The following is a 258-nucleotide window of genomic DNA, read 5'->3' as shown; positions in this document are numbered from 1 at the left end:
CCTGCGCGCTGCGCTGCGCCAGCGAGCGCACCTCGCCCGCCACCACCGCGAAGCCCTTGCCCTGCTCGCCCGCGCGCGCCGCTTCCACCGCCGCGTTCAGCGCCAGGATGTTGGTCTGGAACGCAATACCATCGATTACCGACACGATCTCGGAAATCTTGCGCGAACTGGCCGAAATGCCCTGCATGGTGTTGACCACTTCGGCCACCGCCGAACCGCCGCGCTCGGCCACGTCCGAAGCGCTGGCCGCCAACTGGT

The 258-nt window shown here is 68.6% G+C and carries 1 protein-coding gene; it reads right to left on the bottom strand.

The annotated features are described in order from the left end of the window. The coding region (locus AC6LKG_RS26615) for a methyl-accepting chemotaxis protein (RefSeq protein ID WP_498170005.1) at window positions 1–258 on the bottom strand (258 nt) is incomplete at both ends.

The organism is Achromobacter sp. 46006 (assembly GCF_059761975.1).
Note: the sequence above shows the minus strand (reverse complement) of the source record. Positions and strands in the feature narration are given on the sequence as shown.